Here is a 21,531-nt window from a genome sequence, read left to right as displayed (position 1 = left end):
TGAATTCAGCGGTATAGGTCTTGCGGGTCTTTTTGGTTGTCATATTCACCTCGATAAGTCATTTTACTCACTTAACGAGGTGTCCAAAAGTATTGGATCAGATCATGTTGCTAGCCTCAGTTATGGATGAATGAAAATCATCCCAAAACTATAGTTGGACCCCAAGCTGACACCAATATAAACCAAGGTTTAATAATGTAGCGTAATTAACTTTATCATCCTTCACCGTCTAGTGGAGAACACACTTAAATGTAGGATGAAAATATATTAAACACTCTATTATAGTTTCATCAATCGCCACAAATTCATGATGGCAACAATTTATTATAAATTATTTTCTCATCTAACAAATGCCGAGTAAAAACTTTAGACAACGGCGTTTGAATTTTCATTGGTGATTTAACAATATGCCAGTAGGTTTCAATGGGAAATGTTTCCACCGGTAAGTAGGTGATATTATCATTTGGCTCATAATAAAGTGCATACTGAGAGAGAATAGCCAGTCCCATTTCTGCAAGAACACAGTGTTTAATTGCTTCGTTACTCTCTATAACCAGCTTTGGTTTAAATGATAAGTTCATTTTTCTCAGATGACTTTCAATAGCAAATCGAGTTCCAGATCCTGGTTCTCTTGCTAAGATCGGATAAGTTAAAAACTCATTGATTGAAATTTCTTTCTTTTGTGAAAGAGGATGATCGATGTGAGCCACTGGATAAAGTAAATTTGGCAAAAACCTAATCGCTGACTCATTCATTTCACTTTCAAGATGACTAAACAAGTAAACATCATCTAAACCTTGTTCGTAACGACTCAGTATAGTATCTCTGTTTCCAACTTTTAGAACGATATCTATTAAAGGGTATTTTTGACAAAAATCGCCTAACAGGTGAGGGGTGAAATATTTTGCCGATGTTACAACAGCTACACGTAAAGTACCGGCCTTTAAATCCCCTAGATCAGCAAGTTCAGACTCTAGGTCATCTGTAGCAGAGGTTATTCTTTGACAGTAACGAGCCACGGCATGCCCAGCTTCAGTGAATATGATGTGCTTTCCTCTCATTTGATACAGCGGAGAGCCAATGACTTCTGTGAGCTGTCTCAATTGGATTGATACTGTAGGTTGAGTAAGACTGAGCGCTTGGGCTGCAAGTGTTACAGAACCGAGTTCATAAACATGACTAAAAACGCGTAAAGGCCTAATGCTATTCAATCTGTTTCTCAGGTGCTGAGCCATAACTGCCACCCTCCAACGTATCGACCCATAGATGAATGTCTATACAACGCATGTGTTTATTTAATTATAATTAATATTTGTTCTAGGTCATTATCCTCCTCAAGAAACACTAACCACCCTAGTATTGAGGAGAATCGCTATGAACTTTCGCCACCTCCTACTTCCCATCGCGCCAGATCAGCAACTTGATGAATCCTTTAAGGAAGTTCTGTACTTTGCTAATGAAAACTCAGCCAATGTTACCTTGCTTACTGTGATTGAAGGTCTAGATGAGTACATTGAGATATCTCATTATACCGGCACCACATTAGGCTTACTGGACAATGCGACCAAGTTCTATCACCAGTCGCTTAAACACCATGTTCATGCCTTCCGGGCTCAATATCCAAGCATCAAGTTCGCAACACTTATCAAGATTGGTGTTCCCTTTATAGAGATCATAAAAGCAGCTCATGAAGTACAGTCAAGTTTGATTGTTATTGATACACATAGAAAGAAGAAATCTAAACCCTGCCAATATGGCAGTACTACACGGCATCTCATGCGCAAATCAGATATACCAATCTGGTCATGCAGCATGAAGCCAATGGCTATACGTCGAGTCGGAGTAGCCGTCGATGTATCCAATCAAGAACAGGTCCAGTTCAACGAAAAAATCTTGTCATTATCCATGGAGTTTTGCTCCCTGACCGATGCTGAGTTGATATTGATACATGCTTGGCGACTTGATACCGAAGGTTTCTTACGCAAGTGGAGTGGTTACAGTCAATTAGATGTTGCACTCTTGGCTAAAAAAATGAGAGAGGATCATGCTGGGCGCATGAAATCACTACTGAAGCCTTATGAAAACAACTTGGTGAAGCGGAAAATAAAGCTGTTAGAGGGCGATGCAAAACAAATAATTCCATCATTTATTGATAAAGAATCTATCGACATGGTGATAATGGGGTCGCTAGCTCGAGCTGGAATTGCCGGTTTTCTGATAGGCAATACAGCGGAGTCAATGCTGGATCAACTTAGTTGCTCAGTTTTAACTCTTAAACCAAATGAGTTTCACTCTCCCGTGCTTGGCTAGAAATCTGTGGGGGTTGAACGTCTAATGGAGGCGTTATGAAAATAGATAATGATGACAAACTATCCAAAAGATTGGAAAAAGTCATTCACTGGTCGGTAAGAACGTTGTCTATCCTCATGGTATTCGTGATTTTCATGGGGGTACTTGATGTAGCCTGGATACTTTATCAACGCATTATAACACCACCAGTCTATATCCTGACGATCTCCGATATGTTGGCAACTTTTGGTGCATTTATGGCAGTCCTAATTGCCATAGAAATATTTATTAACATTACAATTTATCTTAGGGAAAATGTCATCCATGTCAAAATTGTCATGGCAACGGCATTAATGGCAATTTCACGAAAAGTAATTATCATTGATGTGGAACAAATGGAAGCGATTTATCTATTCGCTATTTCAGCCGTAGCACTTAGCATGAGTATAGGATATTGGCTAATTCATCAACTTCCGAGACAAAGCCATATGGATGATTAATGTCCTGAATTACCCCATTCACCAGAGGCGAAATTATCGCCTCTAAACGTAGTATTGTTATCAAATTCACTGACATTCAGATTAGTGTGATTTTAAACCATAAAAATAGTCCGACCCCAACATGTTGGAATATGCCATGATTGATATTTTTGCTACTTTTATCGCATTCTTTGCTGTTGTAGATCCAATAGGAACGATTCCAGTTTTTATCGCTGCGACACGTCAAATTGATGATAAATTAAAATTACGGATTGCTATCAATGCTACAATTGCAGCAGCAGGAATTCTCTTGTTTTTTATTCTGGCTGGAGAATTTATTTTAACAGTCATGTCGATACCGCTTTCAGCATTTCAAATCTCTGGAGGTATCGTTCTATTCATTTTTTCACTCACAATGATATTTGGTGAAAGTAAGCCTGATGAAGAAATACGGTTAGTTACTGATCATCACGAGAGAGCCATATTCCCTTTAGCCGTCCCATCAATTGCCAGTCCAGGTGCAATGCTTACCGCAGTACTGTTAACTGAAAATGCGCGCTTCAGCTTTATTGAACAAGCTCAAACATTTATTGTGCTACTTACAGTCCTTTTCATCACATTTATAATGATGATTTTAGCTGGAAAAATAAATAAAATCATCGGCCGAAGTGGTGCAACAGTTATCAGTAGAGTGATGGGATTAATCCTTGCATCTGTTGCGATGACGAATCTATTATCAGGAATAGAGACATATTTTGGAATTTAGTAAATAATGCGCTCTTTAAATTATTCAACCCAAAAAAACATAGCAACAGCCTAATAACTCAGAAAGTATCAGCCCACTCAACCTAGTTGATTCATACAACGGCTCCAACCTGTAAAGCTTTTTTATTGTTTCTTTCACATACCCCAACTGCGGGCCATGCTGCTGCTCCCTGGCTTTGTAGTGGAACTTCTGATGTTCATTGGCCAGCAGCATAGGCAGGTGAACAGGTCGTGGAATTTTCCAATCTTTCAACAACATCAGCCGTCAGTTCGGTGTATCTGGCATTGGTCGAGCGCTTTACCCTAACCCTATTCGTTTGTGTGCTTCTTCTCGCTTAAAAACGTCATCCATGAAGGTATCTGGCAACTGTGAATAGACTTCATGCCTGACGGCCCACCAGCCAAGCTCAGCGGATGATAAAGCATGCTTGTTTCCTAAGCCAAATTGCGAAGCAACAGATTGTTGCTGTGACGTGTTGAATTTAACGAAAGCGAACTGCGCCAAGAAGGCATTTTTTAGGACAAGGCAGAACGGGTTTGAAAAAATTAAGGTGTGCTCTTCAGAACGACACAAAGCGGTAAAGGAATGTGAAGATACATCAGTGATTATGAAGGCAGCTCAAAAGAGAAACAGGCATTCTCCGGCCATAAAACTGAACGTCAGGTTGCCACTTATGATCGCAGGATTAAGGTCGTCAAAACCATTAGCAAAGCTAATGCGTCCAAGCAGAAAGACTGATTTATATTCGGAAAAGATATTCGGAAAACATTCGGAAAATAAAAACGGCTTACAAGCGTTAGCCTGTAAGCCGTTGATTTTGATGGTGCCCCGGGCCGGACTTGAACCGGCACAACGCGAACGTCGAGGGATTTTAAATCCCTTGTGTCTACCAATTTCACCACCAGGGCACGCAATTCTGGATTGCGATGGGTTAGACACCATCTTTCACACCGAAAGTTATCGTTGTGATTTGAAATTTGGAGCGTCTCGACTGGATTCAGGCACGAGGTTCCTCGTGGTCAATCAAATCGCTATAAAATTTGGAGCGACACACGAGGTTCGAACTCGTGACCTCAACCTTGGCAAGGTTGCGCTCTACCAACTGAGCTAGTGTCGCAAATGGAGGCGCGTCCCGGAGTCGAACCGAGGTACACGGATTTGCAATCCGCTGCATAGCCACTCTGCCAACGCGCCTTAAACTGATGAACCGATTCGGTTATCGTTTATTACCATGACCGCTTCGTCGTTAGCCTCCGTTGCGGTACGGGATGCATTCTACGCAATGGAGAGATCGAGTCAACTGCAAAATTCATCATTTTGAACTGAGTGATTATTTTGCGTTCAAAACCTGTCTTTCTTCTCGTTTTTTGCCCGATGGCGTATGGCCTCAGGCTGAGTTTTCAGCGCTACAAGAGGGAGTTAGCCTCTTTTACAGGTAAAAGCAGTCGTCTGTTTTTTTGCTAATTTAGCGATTTTTCTGCCACCCGCTCTTACACCATGTCACCTGGCCTCTTGTCATTTCCTTGCAAAAAGCAGAAAATAGCGACCCAGATCACATTCCGATATTGTTATGCGCCGTTTCATCCTTTGCCTTTTTCTTCTGATGGGTTCCTTGCTGGCAGGCTGCACGCCCAGCCTGCAGGATAGCGCTCATCTGCAGGTTCGCTTTCTGACTCAGTTGCCGCCTTCGCCAAGTCAGGCTGATCTTGATCATGTCACCCTGCCAAGCCGTGAAGGCATCACCTTTTATTCCGCGCAAAATCCGAATGTGGAGCGTCAGCCGTTTTCCTATATCACAGCCATTACTTCTGAGACGCGGGAATACAAAGATTCGGTGAACCTGCTGCCGCAGGCAAATTATCCGGTATTGGCGAGCAACATTGATTTTGGGCTGAAGCAGAGCGAGACAGGCGTGTATGCCTATAACCGTTATAAAGGCCGGGCGGACGCGCTGATTCGCTGGTATGGCAATACGCAGGTGGCTTATCTGGCGTTAATTAATCCGTATCATGATCAAACGAATAGCTTACAAGAGCAGGATCTTGAGTTACTGCGCAACAGTGTCGACCGTCTGCAAATCAAAGGCATACATAATATCGTACTATTGAGCCAGTATCCGGCCAGTGCTTCACCGGCCTTGCTGCAAGCCATTCAGGGCGTAGATGTGGTCATCAGTACCGGCGAAAAGAGTCAGACACAATGGGCCAAAAACACTTGTATGGCCCAGTTCTCCCAGAGCCAGACAGATAACTTAGCCCTGGTGTTTGATACCAAAGGGCATCTGACACAGTGCCGCTTCGATTCATCAGGATCGGCAACATAACAAAAAATGCCACCCCGTTCACGGAGTGGCACACAACTCAAACAAGAATGAAAGTCGTGACTTAGTCGCGAACCAGCTCGACGGCTTCGCGCACCAGACGACCGATCTCATCCCAGTCGCCGTTGTCGATCAGTGCCGGTGACACCATCCAGGTTCCGCCGCAACAAAGCACACGATCAACGGCCAGGTAATCGCGAACGTTCGCTTTGCTGATCCCGCCGGTTGGCATCAGGCTGACATCAACATAAGGTGCCAGCAGGGATTTCACCATGTTGATACCACCAGACGCTTCTGCCGGGAAGAATTTCAGAAAATTCAGCCCCAGCTCCAGCGCCTGTTCAATCTGGCTTGGGTTATTCACGCCCGGCACCACAGCAATGCCTTTCTCCTGACAATAGCGAACCGTGTTCGGGTTCAGACCCGGTGCCACAATAAACTCTGCGCCGGCTTCCTGCGCGCGATCAACCTGCTCGGCATTCAACACAGTGCCGGCACCAATACACAGCGACGGATACGCTTGATGCATCAGACGGATCGCTTCCGCCGCGGCGTCGGTACGAAAAGTCACTTCCGCCACCGGCAGGCCATTTTCTACCAGGGTTTTCGCCAGCGGCACTGCCTGCTCAACACGGTTGATCTGAATAACAGGAATGACTTTAAATTGTTTCAGTTTTTCAATCAGGGATTGAGACATTAACTTCTAGCTCCTTACATAATGTCTGTCATAGCTTCAGGCGGAATAATGGCGCCTGGGTGTTGAATGACGATGGCGGCCAGTTGATGGCCCAGTTCGGCAGCAACGCTGGCGGTTTGCCCACTTAAGCGTCCCGCCAGGTATCCGGCGGCGAATGAATCGCCGGCAGCACAGGTGTCCACCACATTGTCGACCGGATTGGCCGCCACTTCACAGGCTTCGGGCTGATGGTTTTGCAAACCGGTCACCACCACACAGGGCGCAGCGCCGCGTTTGATGACCACCTCATGGCAGCCCAGATCGCGGCACCGTTCGATCACATCACTCTGGCCCCACACTTTGTGGTCATCATCTTCTGTGATCAGGGCAATATCAACAAAAGGCAGCACCTGTTTGTACCAGTACTGTGCCTGTTTCGCCGTCCACAGCTGCGGACGGAAGTTATTATCGAAGACGACTTTGCCGCCGTTGGCTTTGTGCTTTTCCAGTAAGGTGATCAGAATGGCTTTGGCTTCTTCAGCCAGAATGGCCAGACTGATACCACTGATATAAAACACATCAAACTCTTTGTTTACAATTGACTTTTCCAATGGCGTCACCTCTGAGGCGAAATAAAACTTCGCCGCACTGTCATTGCGCCAGTAATGAAAATGACGCTCGCCATTCGGTTCGGTTTCAACCAGATACAAACCGGGTAACTTGTCTTCCAGACGTCGCACCAGCCGCGTATCTATATATTCTTCCTGCCAGGCAGACAACATATCCTGACTGATATTGTCTTTTCCGAGCGCAGTCGCATAGCTGACATCCAGTCGGCGGGAACGCCCTAAACGCGACAGATACAGCGCCGTATTTAAGGTGTCTCCCCCAAACGTACGACGCAATGGCTGGCCGCTTAACTCGACCATACATTCACCAAAAAATGCGATTTTCACACTGGTACCCTTCAATGAGATTGAACACTAGAGCCGGTAAACTTTTTGCGTTGAGTACTGCTTACCGACACCAACAGCAAAGGTTAACCGCTTCTAATTAAAGCCTAATTCATGATGCAGGCCTTGGTTCATCACAAAGACCTGCATTTTTACAAGTTTCAGCTAATTATTTTGCACAAGCTGCTTGCGTACCGATGTCCTTCTGAACAGTGTTTTCCATCGCTTCACGCTCTGCATCCAGAATGGCTTTCGCCTGAGCTGGCGTGACCTTGTTGGCAGGTGTGACCAGGCTGACGGCAACACCAGCGGCCAGCGCTGTGATCACAGAAGGGATACAGGGATTGCCCCAGTAAGCACCCCACTCGGCATTCAGGATAATGGCAAAGGAGGCTGCCGATGCACCAGCCAGTGTCGCCAGCGCGCCCTGCCAGGTGTAACGTTGCCAGAAGCGTCCCAGCATGCCGCAGACAAACATGCCTGACATCACGGTGGAAATCATTTTGGTGATATAGCCGATAATGTCATTCGATGTCAGGGCAAACAGCAACGCCATGCCAATCACAATCACCAGCGACAGGCGGGAGTACAACACCATTTTGTCTTTGGATGGCACTTTGCCGGAGAACAGAATGAAGACATCGCGCAGCAAGATAGACACCCCGGCAATGGCATCCGAGCTGGCGCTGGACATGGTGGCTGACAGACCGGCAATCAGCACGACCATGCCGATACCCACTGGCAATACCGTGGCCGCAATGTACGGAAAGGCATAATTGGCGTTATTCAGCTCGGGATTGATCGCATGGGCTGACATACCAATGATGGCCGGAATGATAGAGAAAAACAGATACAGCACACCGGACATCACGAAAGAGCGTCGGATGGTAGACACATTTTTGCCGGAGTAAATACGCTGGCGGAAAGACGGTGTGGCTAAGATACCCACACCCACCACAGTGGCCAGAGACAGCGCTGGCAGACCGCCCAGTTTATCAATACCCAACAGGCTGACAGCGGCAGGATCCATGGCAGCGTACAGGTTTTCCAGCCCGCCGATCTGATTGACCGACAGCACCGCCATCAGAATAAAACCGGCAAACAAAATGACGGCCTGAATGGTATCTGTCCACACCACGGCTGTGTAACCGCCAATCACCACATAAATCGTAAAGGCGGCGGCGATAATGATTTTAGCGGTGTTCAGGTCGATATCGGCAATCCAGGCCAGATACAGACCGCCACCCAGAATATGGGCGCCGAGCCAGCCGATACAAGCGATAAAGATCAGCAATCCGACCACGTTTTTGACCGCTTTGTTAGCACCCACGTAGTAAGCCAGTTCTTCGCTCATGGTCATGAAGTTCAGCTTGCGCACCGGCGCAAACCACCAGGCGAGCAGCAGGATACCCAACGCACCGCCGATACCGTAAAGCGCACCGGCCCAGCCATTGTTATAGCCGAAACCCACGGCCCCCATACTGGAACCGGTACCGACCATAGTCGCCACTGTTGTCCCTAACATCAGGAATAAAGGGAGACCGCGTCCGCCAAGCAGGAAATCTTCACCCGATTTCTGCGAGCGGGACACAAACCATCCCAGCCAGATCATAAACACCACATATGCACCGAATCCGGTGAGAAAGAGTGTACTGTTCATTCCATACCTCTTATAATCCGTCATTGCTTTTATTTGCTTGGGGATAAACCTGCTTGGTTATCCCATGTATTACTGAATTGAGCTTTCATTTCAGTAATTTGCTTTTTATGGGCTGGTGCATTGCCAGCCCTTTTTCTACTATCTCCGTCTGATATATTCCAGCTCAGAGTGATTGTTCTTGCGCTATTTCAGGCTTCAGCGTTTCCGATAAAGCTCAGCCAATTAACGGCGATCTTCACGGTAGCAAGTGACATCCACTTCGACTTTCACATCGACCACCAGATCGCACACCATGCAGATACGCGCCGGCGGATGCTCACCAAAAAACTCTTTGAAGACTTTATTGAAAGACTGGAAATAGCGTGAATCGGTCAGCACCACTTTCACATGCACCACATCTTCCAGGCCGTAACCGGCTTCTGTCATGATATCGACACAGTTCTGAATCGCCAGACGCGACTGATCAACAATGCCGCCTTCAACCACTTCGCCGTCTGTCATCGGCGTCTGCCCGGACACATACAAAAATCCGCCCGCCTGGGTTGCACGTGCAAATGGCAGATGCTGACCGCCGGTTCCTGTTCCGCCTTCTACGCCATAACGAATGATCGTCATAATTGTTCTCCACTAATGTTCACTGCTAAAAATTCGGTGTGAGTCAGGATTGTTGTCTGGTCAGAAAACGGCCATGACGTTGCGGGCTGACCCGGCCCTGCCGGTAACTTATCTGTCCGTTCACCATCACCAGCTCAATGCCTTCTGCGGCGGCAATCGGGTTTTCGAAACTGGCCGCATCTTTAATGGTGTTCGGGTTAAACAGCACCAGATCAGCATGAGCGCCTTGCGCAATCACGCCGCGGTCTTGCAGGCCGAAACGCTTTGCCGACATGCCTGTCATTTTGTGTACCGCCTGCTCAAGCGAGAACAGCTTGCGCTCTCTGCTGTAATAACCCAGCACGCGGGGGAATGCGCCCCACAAGCGCGGATGCGGGTGTGGATCATTGGGCAGACCGTCTGAACCCACCATGGTCAGGCGATATTTCAGTACACGCTCAACATCGGCTTCATCCATACAGTGATATACGGCACCGGCAGGTTGCAGGGCTTTGGCCGCCTCCATCAGCGGCAGGCCCATGTCACTGGCAATGTCTTTGAGCATGGTGCCAGCGTATTGCGGGTGCTTTTCTGACCAGGTAATAAAGATGTCGAACTCATCCGTGACCTGATTCAGATCCAGGGTTGATGAACTGGCGGAATACGGATAGCAATCGCAGGCAACATCCTGGCGCTGAGCGGCCGATTCCATTCGCTCCAGCACTTCGACCGTCCGGCCCCAGTTACCGGCACCGGCACATTTCAGATGCGAAATCACCACAGGCACTTTAGCGTGCTGGCCGGTACGGAACGCTTCATCCATGGCATCAAGGATCTGCTCAAACTCAGTGCGCATGTGGGTGGTATAAATACCACCAAATGCCGCCAGTTCTTCCGCCAGTGCCATCACTTCTTCCGTCGGTGCCTGCTTGGCCGAGGCATAAGCCAGACCAGAGCTCAGCCCTAACGCACCGTCTGCCATCGCCTGCTTTAACTGTGCTTTCATTGCCGAAATTTCCTGCTTGCTGGCAGCGCGGTACAAATCATCCATCACGTTATTACGCAATGTGGTGTGGCCGACCAGCGCCGCCACATTAACGGCCGGCTGCGCCTGACGAACAGCGTCTGCGTAAGCGGCAAATGTCGGGTACTTAAAGTCCTGTTGTTTGCCCAGCAGGTTCATGGGATCGGGCGGATCCCCGGCCAGAATCGCAGGCGAAGCACTGATGCCGCAGTTACCGACAATCACAGTGGTGACACCCTGGCTAATCTTGGGCTGACAGTCGGGAAAACGAATGACATTGGTGTCGTCATGGGTATGGACATCAATGAAACCCGGAGACAGGGCCAGATGCTGACCATCAATGATCTGCGCCGCTTCACTGCCCGCTAAATCTCCAATGGCGGCAATGCGGCCATCCTTGACGGCCAGATCAGCCAGATATGCCTCGGCACCTGTGCCGTCAACGATGGTGACATGGCGGAATACGGTCTCAAAATGCATGCGTTTTCCTTCTCTTTGTATGCTTGGATACCACCATGCCGGGATAACTCAGGCAGGCGGACTAGTCTCCCAACGGCTGGCGATCATCACCGCCCCTGTGGCTGTCTAACGCCAGTTTCAGCCGGCGCAGCCTGTCGCGGGAACGACGCTTCTGGCTCAGTGCCAGTTCGGTCGACAGCACATCAATCAGTGCCATCATGGCGTACCGCGAGGCCGAGGGCTTATAAATGAAGTCGGTTTCATCCGTGACCAGCGGCAGCACCACATCACTGACCTTTGCCAGCGGTGAATCCGGTGCGGTGATCGCAATCACCTTCAGCCCGTACTGTTTGGCAATCGACGCCGGTTCAACCACTTCAGCCGTGTAACCTGTAACTGACAGCGCAACCATCACATCTTTGCTGTCGGCCGTTGAGGCCACCATCCGGGCTAACAGCCCATCGTTGTAAGCACTGACGGCAAAGCCAATACGGAACAAGCGAAACTGCAGCTCCTGCGACATGATGGTAGAGCCGCCCCCCATCCCGATGGACAAAACCTGACGCGCATTAAGCAGCATCTCAACGGCGCGGGCGACATCTGCCTCGTTCACTATTTTGCGGTTGATGTTGATGACGTTCTTAATCGACTCGTACACCCCCTGGATCCCCGACTCATCCGGGCTTTCATGGATGAATCTTTGCCCTACCGCCAGCGACTGGGCCAGCTTCATTTTCAGGTCGCGCACATTTTTACAACCCACCGCTTTAGCAAAACGGGTGATCGTGGCTTCGCTGACACCGGCTTCTTCAGCCAGTTCTGTGATGCTGGCTGACGCTGCACCACTTAAATCGTCCATCACCAGGCGGGCGACTTTTTTTTCTGCTTCTCTTAATTGAGGGAAGCACTCTGTAATTCTGGACACTATGTCCACTTCAATGGTCACGGCTGCCTTTCCTCTATGGGGTGAATACTAGTAAGACGGGCGGCAACAAACAGTGAGAAACCGCACAATTTATCTCGTATTGTTTGATAGTTTCTAACACCAGGAATACTATCAATGCGCCACAAGTCATACGTGGCAAGGCCTAAAGGCTATGTTAGGAGAATAACCAATGCCTCAAGCAAACAAAAAGCATGTTAGTAAATACCAAGAATTCGATCACAAAAACTTTCCTGCAGGCACCAAAGGTGTGTGGGTAGACGAAAAAAGTGACGGTCAATACAGCCTGATTAACGAGGAGATCTGCCTGCCTGCTGCCGTGATCCGCAAATCGGCTATCAACAATAACCTGAACTGGATGCAGCAGTTCGCCAACCATCACCAGGTGAAATTGTCGCCGCACGGTAAAACCACAATGACACCGGCGCTGTTTTCAGAGCAGCTGGAAGCCGGAGCCTGGGGAATCACTGTGGCCACTCCCGCGCAGGCCGAGACAGCGGCAGTGGCGGGCGCCAGACACATTCTGATGGCCAATCAGCTGGTCGGCAAAGCCAACATGGCACTGATTGCCCGGCTGATGCGCCAGCACGGCGCGCAATTTTACTGCTGTGTCGACTCCTGTGAAAATGCCGCTCAACTGAGCCACTTCTTTTCAGAAGCGTCGCTCACGCTGAATGTGCTGATTGAATACGGTGTACCTGGCGGGCGATGCGGGTGCCGTAATCACGAAGAAGTCGAGACACTGGCCGGCTTCATTCAGGCCGCCAAAGGCCTGACTTTGCACGGGCTGGAGGTTTACGAAGGTGTGATCCACGGTGCGGATGCTGAAGATAAGATCCGGTTATTTCTGCGCGATGCCGTAATGCTGGTCGAGCAACTGGCCGAGAAAAAACTGATCACAGTCGACAGCCCGATTGTCACAGGGGCAGGTTCTGCCTGGTACGACATAGTGGCTGATGAGTTTTCATGCCATCCGCACTTAAATGCCATCATACGTCCGGGTTGCTATCTGATCCACGACACAGGTATTTATCAGGATGCTCAGCAACAGGTGATGTCCCGGGCGAAACACAATCAGGGCTACGCCTGTGAACTGGGCGGCGATCTGGAGTCTGCCCTTGAGCTGTGGGCCTATGTATTGTCTGTGCCTGAGGCCTGTAAAGCCGTGATCGGTATGGGGAAACGGGATGTGGCTTTTGATGCCGGGCTGCCTCTGGTTGAACGCGGATTCCGCAACGGCCAGCCGCTGAATGTGCAGGGACTGGAAGCCACCGCGATCATGGATCAGCATACCTTTGTCAATGTGCCGGCCGGTTGCGATCTCAAAGTCGGCGACATTCTGGTGTTCTCAACCTCGCATCCCTGCCTGACCTTCGACAAGTGGCGTTACATCTGTGTTGCCGATGATACAGATACAGTGACGCATTTCGTGGATACCCGCTTCTGATCACGGTTTCAGACCATGATGCTGCAGCCGCCCTCGGGTGGCTGTTTTTCCGTGATGCCTGTGCCGGTAATGGCACACTGCATCCGCACACACTCAGCGGCCTAATTTACCCACAATATAGTCGGCAAACAGGCTGACTTTGGCCGGAATATGGCGCGTTGCCGGGTACAGCATCCACAAATCGCCTGTGTAGGCGGTTTCAAATTCCCAATCCGGCAAGACCTGTATAATGCTGCCATTGGCGATGCCCGCTTCTGCCACAAACACCGGCAGGCTGGCAATACCGATGCCCTGCTCTGCCGCTTCCAGCCGCACACGGGAATGGTTGGCCCGGTAGCGACCGGTCACAGGCACAGTCAGCCGGCTTTCGCCCTGCCTGAAGCGCCATTTTGAGTCTGCATCGTTTTCACCCAGCGAAATACAGCTGTGCTGCGTCAGCGCTTTGGGGTGGGTCGGCGTCCCTCTGCGACTGAGATAATCCGGTGACGCGCAAAGCACATGATCGATCGGCATCAGGCTGCGCCCTATCAGTCCCTGCGGCGGCTGGCGGGTAATTCTGAACAGGATATCAATCTCCTGCTCAATCAGATCCAGCGCCTGATCATCCAGCACCAGGTGCACATCAATGTCCGGATACAAACTGAGAAACTCCGCCACATAAGGATGAATCAGCGAATGCGCAACGGCTTTGGGCGCGGCCACTTTCACCACACCGCGGGCTGAGCTGTCCTGGCTTTCGCAAAGTGCTAACACCTCTCTTGCGGTGTCATCCAGCTGCAGGCAACGCTCGTACACTGTCCGGCCAGTTTCACTCAACCGCAGTTTGCGCGTGGTGCGCTGCAACAAGCACACCCCCAGTTGCTGCTCCAGCTGCTTGATGGCGCGACTGACCGCAGAAGGCGACACGCCCAGCAGCCTGGCGGACTCGGAAAAGCTGCCGGTTTTCACCACAGACACAAAAATCGCCATATCCTGCATTAAGCCAATGTGTTTGTTACTGCTCATGCCGCCTCTGATTAATGCGCTCTGCGCAAAAGTTATTTGAATTGATGATGGATTATCATGTAGTGCAGCCACTATTACAATGGATGACAGACAAGCGGACAGGGAAGCACAAGATGACAACACAAGCCTTATACCTGGATTCACATGCCCTTCACTGTGAGGCCGAGTTACTCGCCTGCTTTCAGGACGGCGAGCATTGGATTGCCGTGCTGGACAAAACCGTCTTTCATCCGCAAGGCGGTGGCCAGCCCGGCGACACAGGCCGCATTACCACCCATTGCGGTGAACGGGCGCAGGTACTGCACACCAAAAAAGCGGGTGACATTATCCAGCATGTGATCAGCCAGCCGTTACCGACCGGCATAGTGACCATTGCTATGGATAAAGAACCCAGGAATACCCACAGCATACTGCACAGTCTGGGTCACCTGATTGGCAATATCGGGCAGCAAAATGGCTGGCAGCCCGAGAAAGCACACCACTGGCCTAACGAGTGCCGGGTCGAATTTTCGCCCCGTGATCATGTTGTCGAGCTGGACGAACACACTATATTACAGCACCTGACCCGACTGATTGCGGCCGATCTGCCCATCCGCTCGCACACAGAAGCAGATGGCACACGCTGGGTTGGCTTCGGTGATCTGACGGCCTGGCCCTGCGGCGGCACCCATGTCGCGACCACCAGCGAGATCCCGGCCAATGTACAGGTTTCAACCAAGCTGAAAAAAGGTAAGCTTCAGGTTCGCTATCAGATTGCTGATAGGGGCTGAGTCCAACAAGCATAAGGATATTGCTGATGTTAAATGAATACTGGCCTGAATTTATTTCCCTGGCGCTGATCCATTTTATGGCCGTTGTCGCCCCCGGCCCCGATTTTGTCATGACAGTACGCCAGAGCCTCAGGTTTGGCCGCCGACACGGTATAGTGACCGCCTTCGGTATCGGCGCGGGACTGTCGGTGCACGTGCTCTATACCTTGCTTGGCGTCAGCGCCATTATGCACACCTCAGAGTGGCTATTGATCGCCGCCAAACTGCTGGGCGCCGCGTACCTTGTGTATCTCGGTGTGCAATTATGCCGCAGCAAACCGGCCGCCAGTGATGCCCCGGCAGTCGATGCAACACCGGAATCAGGCCATCAGACCCTGCGTCGCGCGTTTGGCATAGGTTTTCTGACCAATGCCACCAACCCGAAAGCCACGCTGTTTTTTCTGGCCATTATCACCAATGTGGTCAGCCTGGACACACCACTGACGATTCAGATTTTCTATGGTGTCTGGATGTGCATCGTTACCGCCTTGTGGTTTGTCCTGGTCAGCCTGCTGTTTTCCGCCGAAAAAGCCCGGCTGTGGTTTCACCGTCAGATGCACATCATTGAGCGTACTTTAGGCGTGGTCCTGATTGCCTTCGCGGCAAGACTGGCCGTCGTGTGAAAAGCGGCAGACAAACAATCCCTTAGTCTTTACAGCTTTGTCACCCCTGATTACATCCTCCGGGATTACACCCGCGGTCAGAAGGTGTATCATTCGCCCCGAAATAACGACCAATCCGGGTAATATTCCGGTTGGTATTAGACGTGCAGTTCGTCCGTTACTGGCTGTCAGCCGGGAAGGCCAACAACAAGCATGCATACACCTTGGGCTCATAAAAGAGGATTGATATGGCGTTTATTGATTTCGTCCAGGCAGGTCTGTTCAGTCTGGGCGTGCTGGCCGTTGCTCTGGCGGGAGGCTGCTTGTTCAGCATGCTGACCGTTCAAAAAGAAGAAGTAGATTGTATCGTTGAAAAGCGCGTCGAATACGGCGTTTTTGGCGGGGCTTGTATTATTTTTGCCAGCCTGATTGGCTACGCCCTGTCGTAATCATCTGCAAACTGCGTGACAAGACAACGGGCTACCTGCGTAGCCCGTGCTTAATGACTGAAAAACGCCCCTTCACTCGCCTTGATACAGCTCCAGCGGCAAACCATCCGGATCACTGAAAAACGTAAAGGCTTTTCCTGTCAGTTCGTCAATACGAACCGCTTCAGTCGCAATGCCCTGCTCATTGAGCCATAGTGCCGCGGCCTCTACCGATTCAACGGCAAACGCAAGGTGCCTGAGCCCCTGAGCTTCAGGATAACTTGGCCTCGGCGGGGCGTCGGGAAAAGAGAACAGCTCAATCTGACTGCCGTCCGGCAGGGCTAAGTCGAGCTTCCAGGACTGACGGGCTTCGCGGTAATGTTCAGAGACGATATCCAGCCCGAGCAGATCGACATAAAACGCTTTCGATCTGGCATAATCGGAACAGATGATCGCCGTATGATGGATCCCTTTCAACATCAGCCCGCTCCGTTGAGGCGGAAATGCCAGTTTTCAAGCTCACCGGTATTCAGGCGTTTCTCAACCGTGTTGCGCCAGCTGACCGACAGCGCCTCACACTCTTGCAGCATGCGCAGTTTGTCCAGATTCATCGGGTCATTGAAATACCAATCCAGCACGCGTTTCACCGTGAACCTGTCTTCTCCTTGCTTGATCAGCACCAAAGGTTCATCGCTGCTGACATATCCCGGTGTAATCACCCGGTACAGCCAGCCGCAACGCCCTGTCTGCTGCATGACGGCAGAGAACTCCGGCAGTTCCCAGCGACGGCTGAGCTTAAAGCAAGGAGAGCGGGGCTGGCTGATTTCTATCACCGCCTCGCCCCACTGGTAGCGATCACCCAGCCGCACATTCTCTTCCGTCATCCCCTGGGTGCTGATGTTCTCTCCCACCCCGGGTGCCGGCCAGTCACGGTCCGGGAACTGCTGCTGCCAGAACGCATAATGTTCCAGCGGATACTGATGCAGCGCTCTTTCTGTACCGCCATGAAATTTAGGCTCGGCGCATTCATCGCCGTCCAGTCCGGTTACTGAGAGGTACAGTTTGCCGCTGACCGCCTGCTTGGCCATTGCGGTTCTGATGCCGTATCTTTGCGCCACTTTACCGCTGTACAGGCCTGCCAGTGCTATGGCCGTATCAAGCTGAATCAATGGCTGAACTCCTTTCCATTCAGCCGGACTGTGGTATTCAGGCTGTTGGCAATAAAACAGTTGTCGTGCGCTTTCTGGTGCATTTTTTCCAGCACTTCAGGTGATACCTCTACACCGTCGACAAAAGTGATGACAGGGTTGAGATCGATAGCGGCCACTTTGGTTTTTCCGGCGTCGTTCTTACCCAGTTCAGCCGTGACATTGTCCTGATAGCTGGCAACCGGCAATCGCTTGAGGTGAGCAATGGCCAGGAAAGTCAGCATGTGGCAGGAAGACAAAGCCGCCATCAGGCCTTCTTCCGGGTTGACTTTATCGGCACTGCCTTTGAAATCCGGCGCTGACGAAGCATTGAGAGATTGCCCGCTGCCAAACTGGATCTGATGATCCCGGCTGAATTCTTCACCCGGCTGACTGTTACCCTGCCAGGCAACTTTGACGTTAAAACTCATACCGACCTCCTACTGAATGGTTAATCAATAAAGAAAAGGCTCCCAACGGGAGCCTTGCTTATCACAATTCGAAATCACCAAGCGCATCGGCTTCAACCTGCCGCTCTAAAAAAGCGACCAGATCATCGTGACCCCCGATATATTTACCGTCCAGGATGATTTGCGGCACAGTGCGTACTGTGGTATTTGCCACTTGCTCGATAAAAGCAACCATCTCGGTTTTTTCTAACTGCTGCCCCAGTACCAGCGTTGTATAGTCAGTACCGCGATCATCCAGGATAGCTTTTGCTCTCACACAGTAAGGACAGTTTGGTTGGGTAATGACCAGGTTCTGAAACTGGTGTAATTCTTCAATAGTCATGCGGGACGTTCTCTGTTTGGTACCGGGAAAAACGGTAAGATAATGCAAAGCAGCACAGGAGTAAAATCTCAGTGCCCGGCTTGTTGGTTTTATCCGCTTTCAGGCACGAATTTGAATTGGGATCCTTCTGCGACCAAAGCTGCCCTGGTAAGCCGTAAACCGTCCTGCCAGATGAAAACCGCAATGCTGGCAGCAGCCGTTCTCGGTCAGATTGTAATCGCCCAGTGCATACCAGTTGCGTGAAATCACCCGCTGGCCGCAACCCGGGCAATAGGTGCTGTCGCCAGCCTGATCGAACATATTACCGACATAGACATAATGCAGACCGGCTTCCAGCGCAATCCGTCTGGCCTGCAGGACAGTGGCAGGCGGTGTCGGCGGCGTATCCATCATTTTAAAATCAGGATGAAAGGCACTGAAGTGTAAAGGCACATCCGGGCCAAGGTTATCCATCAGCCAGCGGGACATTGCTGCGATTTCGGCCGAGCTGTCATTCTCGCCCGGGATCAGCAAAGTGGTGATTTCAAACCACACACGGGTTTCGTGACGCAGGTATAACAGAGTATCGAGCACAGGGGCCAGATGGCCGCTGCAGATTTTATGATAAAAGTGCTCAGTGAAGGCTTTCAGATCGATATTCGCGGCATCCATCTGGCGGTAGAACGCCTGCCGGGGCGCATCGCAAATATAGCCCGCACTCACCGCCACGCTGTGGATACCATGAGCATGGCAGGCTTGCGCACAATCCATGGCGTACTCCATGAAAATGACAGGATCGTTGTAAGTGAAGGCAATAGAATCACAGCCGTACGCCTTGGCAGCCCGGGCAATCTGCTCCGGCATGGCCGTTGCGCCTAAGGTATCGATTTCACGCGATTTGCTGATGCTCCAGTTCTGACAAAATTTACAGCCCAGGTTGCAGCCCGCCGTGCCGAACGACAACACTGAGCTGCCGGGATAGAAATGATTCAGCGGCTTTTTCTCAATCGGATCAATACAAAAACCGCTTGAGCGCCCATAGCTGGTCAGCACTATCTGACCATGTTCCGCCATGCGTACAAAGCAGGCGCCGCGCTTACCCTCACGCAACCGGCAGTGCCGAGGGCAAACGTCACACACCACCCGGCCATCATCCAGCTGATGCCAGAATTCGGTTGGCCAGCTTTCAGCTGAGCCGTTTCCTTTTGCAATCTGCACTGTCGGTGCCGGGGTTCGTTGTGCCATGGCGGTGATTTCTGTCCGGTTGGGTTGCTGACAAGGGTTCCGGGCGCTGTTCTGGTAACTGCCCAGGTAACAGTTCTGGTAACAGCCCGGTCATTATTCCTTCCTATACTTAACTATAGTTGGTGGCGCTCTGGTCTTGCCTGCAAGCGGTGCGTTACCTGGTTGCAGTAATAACGAAGACAAAGGCCAGACAATGACCATTCGCGCTCCCGCCGTGGCTGGACGGTTTTATCAGGCTTCACCGCTCGGGCTGAGAAAACAGATTCAGCAATGGTTTGCTGAACCCTGTGACGCTGCGCTGATGCCAAGGGCGCTGATCGTGCCGCACGCGGGGTATATGTTCTCCGGCGAAGTAGCTGCCAAGGCTTTTCGCTGGCTGAAAAAAGCGCACAGCCCGTATCGCAAAGTGATTTTGATTGGCCCCAGCCACCATTATGCGTTTGACGGTTGCGCCCTGCCTGCTGACCAGTATTTCGCCACACCGTTAGGTGAAGTCAAAATCGACTTACAAGGTGTTGAAAAGCTGTCGCATTTGAATGATATTGAGTTATCAGATCACATACACGAGCTGGAGCATTGCCTGGAAGTACAGTTACCTTTCCTGCAAAGCTGCCTTTCTGCGTTTACCCTGCTGCCTGTTCTGACCAGCCGCATTGCACCATCCCGGCTGGCAGAGATTATCGATCCCCTGTGGCAGGACGACACCCTGCTGGTGATCAGCAGTGATCTGAGCCATTACCACCCCTATGCAGATGCACAGGATATCGATCACCGCACACTGAAAGTGATCGAAACGTTCGACCCCAGTCTGACACCGCAGCAAGCCTGCGGCTCAACCGGGATCAACACCTTGTTATTACTGGCAAAGCAAAGAGGCTATTTCTTAACACAAATAGAATACAAAAATTCCGGCGACACAGAAGCCGGAGATAAGGAGAGAGTCGTTGGATATGTCAGTTACCTCGTGTCCGCCACCACCCAAACCGGCCCTGAATAAAGGGGAAATGACCCAACTGCTGGATATTGCCAGAGAGGCCATTCGCAGCCATTTCTCTGAAGCACTGCCGCGACCACCACAACTGGATTTATACAACCGCAAGTTGCTCGCCAACGGCGCGTGTTTTGTCACCCTGGAAGTCGACGGCGAACTGCAGGGCTGCCTGGGAACAGTGACCGCCAATGAGCCTCTGGTACTTGAAGTGCACAATAAAGCCAGAGACAGCGCCTATCAGGACAGACGCTTCATGCCGCTGACCGAAGAGCAGCTCAGCAGCCTGACCATAGAGATTTCTGTGCTTTCCGATCCTAAGCTGCTGCAGGTCGATTCCGAAGAAGCGCTCATCGCCTATCTTGAAGAGCACAAAGTGGGTGTGATCCTGACCGAGCACCATTCGCAGGCGGTCTTTTTACCTCAGGTATGGGATAAACTGGCCGCACCGGCTGCCTTTATCAAAGCACTGAAGCAAAAAGCCGGCTGGCCGATCAACCACTGGTCACCCAATGTCAGAGTGAAAACCTTCACCACGACGCAAATCAAAGGGAAGTATTTTTCCCAGTTCCTATAAGCGGCCCTTGCCAAACGGATACCACACCCGATGCTGACACATGCCGGCATCGGGTTTCTCTGGCTATGTTTTACCTGACTATGATTTCCGGCGACGGGCTACGGCCCAAACTGGTAACTCAGCGTCAATGTGACCTGGCTGACATCGTTGATATCAATGAAATAACGATTGAATTTACCTCCGACCCGCCATGCCTGAGTGATGCGATAATCCAGCCCGGCTGTCAGATACGGATCGACGCCCCAGTCGGATGAGCTGATTGTCTGCCCCTGAAACGTACTGCTGTAATCTGCTTCCCAGCGGTAAACA

General features: G+C 50.6%; 24 protein-coding genes and 3 tRNA genes. 10 read left to right on the top strand and 17 right to left on the bottom strand.

The window, feature by feature from the left end:
* Positions 1-305 precede the first annotated feature (305 nt).
* Positions 306-1,235 (bottom strand): LysR family transcriptional regulator, encoded by a 930-nt coding sequence (locus P0Y67_RS19665; RefSeq protein WP_342393231.1) that lies wholly within the window; start codon positions 1,233-1,235, stop codon positions 306-308.
* Positions 1,236-1,374: 139 nt separating this feature from the next.
* Here P0Y67_RS19665 and P0Y67_RS19660 point away from each other — a divergent pair, with 139 nt between their 5' ends.
* From P0Y67_RS19660 to P0Y67_RS19650, 3 genes are all read left to right on the top strand, one after another.
* Positions 1,375-2,310 carry a universal stress protein gene (locus P0Y67_RS19660; RefSeq protein WP_342393230.1) on the top strand — a complete coding sequence of 312 codons (936 nt, stop codon included), beginning with the start codon at positions 1,375-1,377 and terminating at the stop codon, positions 2,308-2,310.
* Positions 2,311-2,345: 35 nt separating this feature from the next.
* Positions 2,346-2,789, top strand: coding sequence for a phosphate-starvation-inducible PsiE family protein (locus P0Y67_RS19655; protein WP_120510478.1), 444 nt, complete (start codon positions 2,346-2,348; stop codon positions 2,787-2,789).
* Positions 2,790-2,925: 136 nt separating this feature from the next.
* The gene (locus tag P0Y67_RS19650) at positions 2,926-3,534 is read left to right on the top strand and encodes a MarC family protein (protein WP_120510477.1); all 609 of its coding nucleotides are present in this window, start codon (positions 2,926-2,928) and stop codon (positions 3,532-3,534) included.
* A gap of 821 nt (positions 3,535-4,355) precedes the next feature.
* On the opposite strand, the gene P0Y67_RS19645 is transcribed toward P0Y67_RS19650, so the two are convergent.
* The 3 genes from P0Y67_RS19645 to P0Y67_RS19635 form a co-directional block, all read right to left on the bottom strand.
* A tRNA-Leu gene (locus tag P0Y67_RS19645) sits at positions 4,356-4,442 on the bottom strand.
* A gap of 133 nt (positions 4,443-4,575) precedes the next feature.
* Positions 4,576-4,651: transfer RNA gene (locus P0Y67_RS19640), tRNA-Gly, on the bottom strand.
* A 3-nt stretch (positions 4,652-4,654) separates the two neighbouring features.
* Positions 4,655-4,728: transfer RNA gene (locus tag P0Y67_RS19635), tRNA-Cys, on the bottom strand.
* A gap of 376 nt (positions 4,729-5,104) precedes the next feature.
* Between P0Y67_RS19635 and P0Y67_RS19630 the strand changes: the two genes are divergently transcribed.
* Positions 5,105-5,857 carry a hypothetical protein gene (locus P0Y67_RS19630; RefSeq protein WP_342393229.1) on the top strand — a complete coding sequence of 251 codons (753 nt, stop codon included), beginning with the start codon at positions 5,105-5,107 and terminating at the stop codon, positions 5,855-5,857.
* Positions 5,858-5,918: 61 nt separating this feature from the next.
* Here P0Y67_RS19630 and P0Y67_RS19625 read toward each other — a convergent pair whose 3' ends face one another.
* From P0Y67_RS19625 to P0Y67_RS19600, 6 genes are all read right to left on the bottom strand, one after another.
* Entirely contained in the window at positions 5,919-6,551 is a 633-nt protein-coding gene (locus tag P0Y67_RS19625) for a bifunctional 4-hydroxy-2-oxoglutarate aldolase/2-dehydro-3-deoxy-phosphogluconate aldolase (protein ID WP_342393228.1), read from the bottom strand.
* A 14-nt stretch (positions 6,552-6,565) separates the two neighbouring features.
* Positions 6,566-7,459 carry a sugar kinase gene (locus P0Y67_RS19620; protein WP_446728858.1) on the bottom strand — a complete coding sequence of 298 codons (894 nt, stop codon included), beginning with the start codon at positions 7,457-7,459 and terminating at the stop codon, positions 6,566-6,568.
* 193 nt (positions 7,460-7,652) lie between these two features.
* Positions 7,653-9,143, bottom strand: a complete 1,491-nt coding sequence (locus P0Y67_RS19615; protein ID WP_342393226.1) for a sodium:solute symporter family protein — start codon at positions 9,141-9,143, stop codon at positions 7,653-7,655.
* Positions 9,144-9,365: 222 nt separating this feature from the next.
* On the bottom strand, positions 9,366-9,758 hold the full coding sequence (locus P0Y67_RS19610) for a RidA family protein (RefSeq protein ID WP_027252576.1): 393 nt from the start codon (positions 9,756-9,758) through the stop codon (positions 9,366-9,368).
* A gap of 43 nt (positions 9,759-9,801) precedes the next feature.
* Positions 9,802-11,241, bottom strand: coding sequence for an N-acyl-D-amino-acid deacylase family protein (locus P0Y67_RS19605; RefSeq protein WP_342393225.1), 1,440 nt, complete (start codon positions 11,239-11,241; stop codon positions 9,802-9,804).
* 61 nt (positions 11,242-11,302) lie between these two features.
* Positions 11,303-12,166, bottom strand: a complete 864-nt coding sequence (locus P0Y67_RS19600) for an SIS domain-containing protein (RefSeq protein ID WP_161445005.1) — start codon at positions 12,164-12,166, stop codon at positions 11,303-11,305.
* Between the two features lie 169 nt (positions 12,167-12,335).
* Here P0Y67_RS19600 and P0Y67_RS19595 point away from each other — a divergent pair, with 169 nt between their 5' ends.
* Positions 12,336-13,610 carry an amino acid deaminase gene (locus P0Y67_RS19595; RefSeq protein ID WP_342393224.1) on the top strand — a complete coding sequence of 425 codons (1,275 nt, stop codon included), beginning with the start codon at positions 12,336-12,338 and terminating at the stop codon, positions 13,608-13,610.
* Positions 13,611-13,703: 93 nt separating this feature from the next.
* Here the strand turns inward: P0Y67_RS19595 and P0Y67_RS19590 are convergent, their stop codons facing one another.
* Positions 13,704-14,615 (bottom strand): LysR family transcriptional regulator, encoded by a 912-nt coding sequence (locus P0Y67_RS19590; RefSeq protein ID WP_027252580.1) that lies wholly within the window; start codon positions 14,613-14,615, stop codon positions 13,704-13,706.
* 113 nt (positions 14,616-14,728) lie between these two features.
* Between P0Y67_RS19590 and P0Y67_RS19585 the strand changes: the two genes are divergently transcribed.
* The 3 genes from P0Y67_RS19585 to P0Y67_RS19575 all read left to right on the top strand — a co-directional run bounded on the left by P0Y67_RS19585 (position 14,729) and on the right by P0Y67_RS19575 (position 16,475).
* Positions 14,729-15,385 carry an alanine--tRNA ligase-related protein gene (locus P0Y67_RS19585; protein ID WP_342393223.1) on the top strand — a complete coding sequence of 219 codons (657 nt, stop codon included), beginning with the start codon at positions 14,729-14,731 and terminating at the stop codon, positions 15,383-15,385.
* Positions 15,386-15,411: 26 nt separating this feature from the next.
* Positions 15,412-16,047, top strand: a complete 636-nt coding sequence (locus tag P0Y67_RS19580) for a LysE family translocator (RefSeq protein WP_342393222.1) — start codon at positions 15,412-15,414, stop codon at positions 16,045-16,047.
* A 227-nt stretch (positions 16,048-16,274) separates the two neighbouring features.
* Positions 16,275-16,475, top strand: coding sequence for a hypothetical protein (locus P0Y67_RS19575; protein ID WP_027252583.1), 201 nt, complete (start codon positions 16,275-16,277; stop codon positions 16,473-16,475).
* Between the two features lie 72 nt (positions 16,476-16,547).
* On the opposite strand, the gene gloA2 is transcribed toward P0Y67_RS19575, so the two are convergent.
* The 5 genes from gloA2 to amrS form a co-directional block, all read right to left on the bottom strand.
* A complete protein-coding gene (gene gloA2 / locus P0Y67_RS19570; RefSeq protein ID WP_027252584.1) occupies positions 16,548-16,934 on the bottom strand; it encodes an SMU1112c/YaeR family gloxylase I-like metalloprotein in 387 nt (128 codons plus the stop codon).
* Positions 16,934-17,623, bottom strand: coding sequence for an MOSC domain-containing protein (locus P0Y67_RS19565; RefSeq protein WP_342393221.1), 690 nt, complete (start codon positions 17,621-17,623; stop codon positions 16,934-16,936). Before P0Y67_RS19565 ends, gloA2 begins: the two co-directional genes overlap by 1 nt.
* Complete coding sequence (locus tag P0Y67_RS19560; RefSeq protein WP_161459787.1) at positions 17,620-18,072, bottom strand: OsmC family protein; 453 nt, start codon at positions 18,070-18,072, stop codon at positions 17,620-17,622. The genes P0Y67_RS19565 and P0Y67_RS19560 overlap by 4 nt, the downstream gene beginning before the upstream one ends.
* Before the next feature lie 61 nt (positions 18,073-18,133).
* Positions 18,134-18,433: a glutaredoxin domain-containing protein gene (locus tag P0Y67_RS19555; protein ID WP_027252587.1), complete on the bottom strand. Its 300-nt coding sequence runs from the start codon at positions 18,431-18,433 to the stop codon at positions 18,134-18,136.
* Between the two features lie 99 nt (positions 18,434-18,532).
* Positions 18,533-19,657 carry an AmmeMemoRadiSam system radical SAM enzyme gene (gene amrS, locus P0Y67_RS19550; RefSeq protein WP_342393220.1) on the bottom strand — a complete coding sequence of 375 codons (1,125 nt, stop codon included), beginning with the start codon at positions 19,655-19,657 and terminating at the stop codon, positions 18,533-18,535.
* A 193-nt stretch (positions 19,658-19,850) separates the two neighbouring features.
* On the opposite strand from amrS, the gene amrB reads away from it, so the two are divergent.
* Both amrB and amrA read left to right on the top strand, forming a co-directional pair.
* A complete protein-coding gene (gene amrB, locus P0Y67_RS19545; protein ID WP_342393219.1) occupies positions 19,851-20,654 on the top strand; it encodes an AmmeMemoRadiSam system protein B in 804 nt (267 codons plus the stop codon).
* Positions 20,608-21,222, top strand: a complete 615-nt coding sequence (amrA, locus tag P0Y67_RS19540; protein ID WP_342393232.1) for an AmmeMemoRadiSam system protein A — start codon at positions 20,608-20,610, stop codon at positions 21,220-21,222. The genes amrB and amrA overlap by 47 nt, the downstream gene beginning before the upstream one ends.
* Before the next feature lie 98 nt (positions 21,223-21,320).
* Here the strand turns inward: amrA and P0Y67_RS19535 are convergent.
* Positions 21,321-21,531 (bottom strand): hypothetical protein (locus P0Y67_RS19535; protein WP_342393218.1); only part of this gene is annotated, 211 nt, incomplete at its 5' end.

The sequence above is a fragment of the Photobacterium sp. SP02 genome (genome assembly GCF_038519165.1).
Lineage (GTDB): Bacteria > Pseudomonadota > Gammaproteobacteria > Enterobacterales > Vibrionaceae > Photobacterium > Photobacterium halotolerans.
Note: the sequence above shows the minus strand (reverse complement) of the source record. Positions and strands in the feature narration are given on the sequence as shown.